8 protein-coding genes are annotated in these 4,633 nt (G+C 45.5%); 2 read left to right on the top strand and 6 right to left on the bottom strand.

Annotated elements, in window-relative coordinates; genetic code table 11:
* Positions 1-57: 57 nt before the first annotated feature.
* Together HX793_RS30685 and HX793_RS30680 are read left to right on the top strand one after the other, a co-directional pair.
* Positions 58-378, top strand: coding sequence for a hypothetical protein (locus tag HX793_RS30685; protein WP_177030914.1), 321 nt, complete (start codon positions 58-60; stop codon positions 376-378).
* 8 nt (positions 379-386) lie between these two features.
* Positions 387-1,223, top strand: coding sequence for a hypothetical protein (locus HX793_RS30680; protein ID WP_177053439.1), 837 nt, complete (start codon positions 387-389; stop codon positions 1,221-1,223).
* Positions 1,224-1,309: 86 nt separating this feature from the next.
* Here the strand turns inward: HX793_RS30680 and HX793_RS30675 are convergent, their stop codons facing one another.
* From HX793_RS30675 to HX793_RS30650, 6 genes are all read right to left on the bottom strand, one after another.
* Complete coding sequence (locus HX793_RS30675; protein WP_056788879.1) at positions 1,310-1,591, bottom strand: addiction module antidote protein; 282 nt, start codon at positions 1,589-1,591, stop codon at positions 1,310-1,312.
* Positions 1,588-1,896 (bottom strand): type II toxin-antitoxin system RelE/ParE family toxin, encoded by a 309-nt coding sequence (locus HX793_RS30670; RefSeq protein ID WP_177030916.1) that lies wholly within the window; start codon positions 1,894-1,896, stop codon positions 1,588-1,590. The genes HX793_RS30675 and HX793_RS30670 overlap by 4 nt, the downstream gene beginning before the upstream one ends.
* 57 nt (positions 1,897-1,953) lie before the next feature.
* The gene (locus tag HX793_RS30665) at positions 1,954-2,712 is read right to left on the bottom strand and encodes a hypothetical protein (protein WP_177030917.1); all 759 of its coding nucleotides are present in this window, start codon (positions 2,710-2,712) and stop codon (positions 1,954-1,956) included.
* The gene (locus HX793_RS30660; protein ID WP_177030918.1) at positions 2,712-3,233 is read right to left on the bottom strand and encodes a hypothetical protein; all 522 of its coding nucleotides are present in this window, start codon (positions 3,231-3,233) and stop codon (positions 2,712-2,714) included. Before HX793_RS30660 ends, HX793_RS30665 begins: the two co-directional genes overlap by 1 nt.
* Before the next feature lie 10 nt (positions 3,234-3,243).
* Complete coding sequence (locus HX793_RS30655) at positions 3,244-3,678, bottom strand: hypothetical protein (protein ID WP_065948956.1); 435 nt, start codon at positions 3,676-3,678, stop codon at positions 3,244-3,246.
* A gap of 68 nt (positions 3,679-3,746) precedes the next feature.
* Positions 3,747-4,633, bottom strand: an 887-nt coding sequence (locus HX793_RS30650) for a hypothetical protein (RefSeq protein ID WP_178905595.1), incomplete at its 5' end; no start/stop codon positions are given.

The raw sequence follows: 4,633 nt of genomic DNA, 5'->3' as shown, positions 1-4,633 counted from the left end.
GGCTACTTCAGACCATCCTTTGGTATAATTTGACTCATAAACAAAACTACATTTACTATGAGTAAAATTAAATTCAAATCTGATGACGAATATTTAACCCATTTCGAAGGGTTGATTGACTCTTTAAGGCATATAGCCCGTGATTACGGTTATTGCGCGTATGGCTTATCTTACAAAGATTATTCAGGGAGAACTGTAATTTCTTTGGACTACTATGATGTAAAACTAGATTCGATGGTGAGCTTGGATCTGGTAAAAAAAGTAGGGGTTGCTGTTCGAAGATTCAAGAACAAAGAGGTATTGCTTTTCCGTGGCGAGACAGTAATAACTCATAAGCAGATAAAATATTTAAAAGAAATTGAATTAAAAGCCTCCTAGGTGGAGGTTTGGTTTTATCAAATGGTATAATTGTGTGTATAACAATTTATCCATTTATGAATAAAAGAAAAGCTACAAAAAGTAAAGTTGCGTTACCTGAAAGTACTCAGCCAGTTGCTGAAATGCAAAATGACGATCTGGATTTTTCATTCCTTATTGAGGATGACCCAATAGACGCAAAGAATAATCAGGAAAAACACATTAATCCAAATGATGATTTCACGATAGATGGTCTTGATTATGATTTTTCTGAGAATTCAGTTAATGGAAATAATGGGCTGGGGATTACAGGTCTTACCTTGTATTCTGAGTCAGTAAAAGAAGAGTTAGTAGAAATAATAGCCAAAATTCGAAAGATCAAATCTGATAATGATCCTTATCAATACGATGTGAAAAGTGATCTTGTCCTCGGTTATTTTGCAAGCTATCACACGAAGAAATGTTTTTATTTACCTTCTTTCCTTATCGGGCTTCTCAAAGACTACGGATTTTACGCAGAAGTTAATGAGCTTAAAATCAAAGCTCCTGAATACTATAACTCATCGGGTCAAATAAAATTCCGTAGAGATATGATTTTAAAAAGAAAGGACGGCGTATTCGTTTTTGCTTGCTGCTTTAGAAGGTCGTTGAGGAATTTTATGAATGTTACTAAAAGCTATGGACATATTCCGTGGGCTTTTGAGTTATTCATAGAAGGACTGTGTAACGACAATGGGTGCAATGAAAGTATGTTCAGATGTGATGAAGAGTCTATCCGCACATTAGGGATCGCGGAAATGTCTCTTTTCAGTTATGAGGGGCAAAACGACAAAGCTTATGAACAGTGTGTAATTAAGTTTGAATAACAATTTCTCATTGGAACGAAACGATGCCTCCTTTTAGGAGGTTTTGTATTTGCTCATGCTCCCGGTCAGTCCGGGAGGGATCGGGCCTAAACGTGCTGTGCCGTCAGCTTCACGCCTAATGCATTCACAAGCTTCAACACTGTGTCATACCGGGGCTTTGCACCTGGTGCCAACGCTTTGTACAGGCTCTCACGATTGATACCAGCATCCTTGGCAAGCTGGCTCATGCCACGAGCCTTGGCTACTTCCTGCAGAGCGCGAAGGAACACGTCAGGGTTTGGGTCTTCCAAAGAAATGGTCAGGAATTGAGCAATCTCGTCCTCGTTGGTGAGGTACTGGGATGCATCAAATGCTTTGAGTTCTCTCATTTTACGTCTCCTTGCTCGATCTCATTGAGGATGGATTTGGCAAGCTTGATGTCTCGTTTCTGTGATGACTTATTGCCGCCACACAGTAGCAGGTAAACGACCTCGCCACGGCGCGTGTAGTACACACGGTATCCCGGCCCGACGAAGATCCGCATTTCGCTGATGCCTTCACCTACTGGCTCACAGTCACCAAAATTACCCGCCTCTGCACTCAAGATCCGAGAAACGATCCGTAGACGTGCCTGTACTTCTTTCAGACCTTTCAGCCAGTTATCAAATTCATGGGTAGTGATGATTGTGTTCATGAAGCAAGTGTAGCCGAACGGCGACATTCCAGCAACGAAAGGATGATCACTTTTTGATCAGCCTTGGAGGTGCTTCTCTCTAATCATATCCTCCAGCTCATTCTTCCTGTCATTAAGTGCCTGCAGTGCCTGTACAGCCTCACGAGTAACCTTGTCGTGTGTCATGGACAAAACCATTGCAGTGGCTAAACCCATTTCGACGCAGGCTAGTAGCCCGCCTTCGTATCCATAATTGCTGACACCATAGAGACCAATATTTTCAATCAAAGTCATGCCCTGGTCATCGTCAGTGAATCTAGTATGAAGAGTCACCGTCTTCGGATTGGGGTGTGCGCCAAAGTCGATGGTGCTTTCGTATAGGGCATACATCCATTCACCCAGCACGGGATCATGTTTATCAACCAATTTTTGCGCATCTTTTATTGCCTTGCTGAAAGCCGTTTTGCAGGCTCTCAAACCCTCGGGGGAGCTGTTACGACCTAACCATATGTCACACAGGGAATCGTTATTCGCCATCAGCAGCGCGTAACAACTGGTTTCCAAGGCCGTGCGTAGAATGGGGAAAATGCCTGAAACGTGGCCTGTCAGGCCAATGCGAAACCCGGTCATCAAAAGAAAACGGGCGTTGATGCGCAATAGGTGGATTATCTGATTATCGATCTCGACGTTTGGGCCGCTCACATGCTGAATCAGAAACGAATCGAGGTCGTCCATCATCGTGAGAAAGGCAGAGCCTGCCACTAGGATCTCATCTAGATTCTCAGTACCAGCAGCGAGGTAAGCCCGGAAGGAATCATCACCATTGCTTCTGAACATCAGGCCACCTCGTCCGGCTTGGACCTACGCAATTCAGCTTGGTATTTTTCAGCCTCTGCTTCTATACGTTCTATGGTCCAACCGTTCTCTATCCACAAGGGTTCAAGGATGACTGTGAGAGCAGCATCTGTTTCTCGAAACAGCTCAATGTCATCGTTTAATCTGGTGACGATTTCGTCAAAACCACCCGCGTAAAGCACGTCCATGTTTTCACGGAAAAAGGTATGGGCGAGGTAGTTGCGGCGCTTGTTGGATCTGCGAATCAGGTCATCAAAGGCTTGCGGTACGGTCGTCACTTTCCTCAACGAGTTAACCAGAGTGCCAAACGTCTTGGAGAAATTTCCGTCAAAAAATTCCTCATACTCTGTGTCAGTCCATTCTGATTTTTTGCGAGGCAAGAAGTCGAGGAAGAAGAGGGCGTTCACGATCCCATGCTCAAGCACCTGCGCCATGTGCATGGCTGCACCGTAGTAGGCGCATACCTCTTTGAACTGGAGGGCTTGAGGGTCAATTTCATCCATGCTGACGTTCCTAATTGAACCGTTTTAGAAATTCGTTAAGGTCACGTTCTGGACGTACACCTTTGACGCTAACCAACATCAAAACTCCGATTAATCGAGCCTCCGAAGTGGCGATTTCAGCATCCCCAAATTCTCTCCTTACGACCGGCAAAGCATGCTCCAACCACCCATTCAGAATCTCTATAGGATCTTCCTTCATGCATCCGGCGTCGAGTTCGCGTTTCTCGGTCGGGGTGATGGCTCCGAATTCTTCTGCAAGGTGGAAGGTTTGAAGGATCAATGCTCGCGCCATCCCGTGATTTTCAGGCATTTGACTGTTGGAAAATAATGCAAACCAATTCGGAAAGTGCATCCGTGTGAGCTTATTAAATTTGTCTGTTTTGGATTTTACCAAGACAACAAAAATGATAATTCCGGCCACGATTGCACCGATCAAATATTCCATTGAAAACCTCTTATAGATCCATGTAGTGCGGCGTATTTTACTTGTTTGTAAGTGGTATGCTTTTCGCGCTATCGAAAAATATCCTCGTCCATTATGCCGTTGAATAAACTGCCTTGGTAACGCTCTGCATAGAGCAGTGTTGTAACGTACCGATCAGCGCTATGCGTTCCGTTCAGCTCAAGAGGGTGGGCACCATCAGTTGCGAAAATGTTGCTTGGGTCGTGGTCCTGGATATCGTCCTCGGAAACCTTTCTGTACACAGGCTGGTAGATCGTCCCATGGTCGGCCCGCAGGTAGTACGTTGGGTACTTCGTTTCCTTGTCGAGAAGGATTGCACCGGCAGTGAGGCGAGCGGGGCCGTTTACCGTGCGAACCTTGCCATCTAATAGCTTGTACGTGCCATTTCGTGTGTGAAGCTCCATCACAAAGTCACCCATCGACCGAAGCGGCTTGCTGACAGGTATGCCCTTGCTCGTGATGTAAACAAGGAAAGCATCAGACAGGGTTTCTGATGACAGCGAGCTACCATCAATGAACTCAACGACTCCACCGGCCAACGCTCGTTCAAGGTCAGTGGCTGCTACCAGTAGTGGTTTTAAAGAGTGGTCAGCGGCTTTTGCACGATCCAGAAGGTGCAGCATGTTCAGATCGTCCTGTCCCGAGGGAACCCTATCGGTACGTTGGACCAAGAATGACTCTTTAAAAATGCCTTGCCAGCTATCCAAGCACTCGTTTTTGGAATCCCAGATAACAAGCTGGTCCTCCAATTGCAGAGGTAAGCACGTTGAGCGGAGTGCCTCGATGAGCATGTGCAAAGGCGCGAAATAATCACCGTCTTTTTCTCGGAAGCGAACAATCAGCCCATCATCTTTACCCGCGATCATGCCATCCAATGACCACTGACCGATTTCAGCCGTTTGGCCCGTCCAAACCATTAGGGAAACTCTGAAAAAGA

Source organism: Pseudomonas reactans (assembly GCF_013387025.1).
In the GTDB taxonomy this organism is placed as follows: domain Bacteria; phylum Pseudomonadota; class Gammaproteobacteria; order Pseudomonadales; family Pseudomonadaceae; genus Aquipseudomonas; species Aquipseudomonas reactans.
Note: the sequence above shows the minus strand (reverse complement) of the source record. Positions and strands in the feature narration are given on the sequence as shown.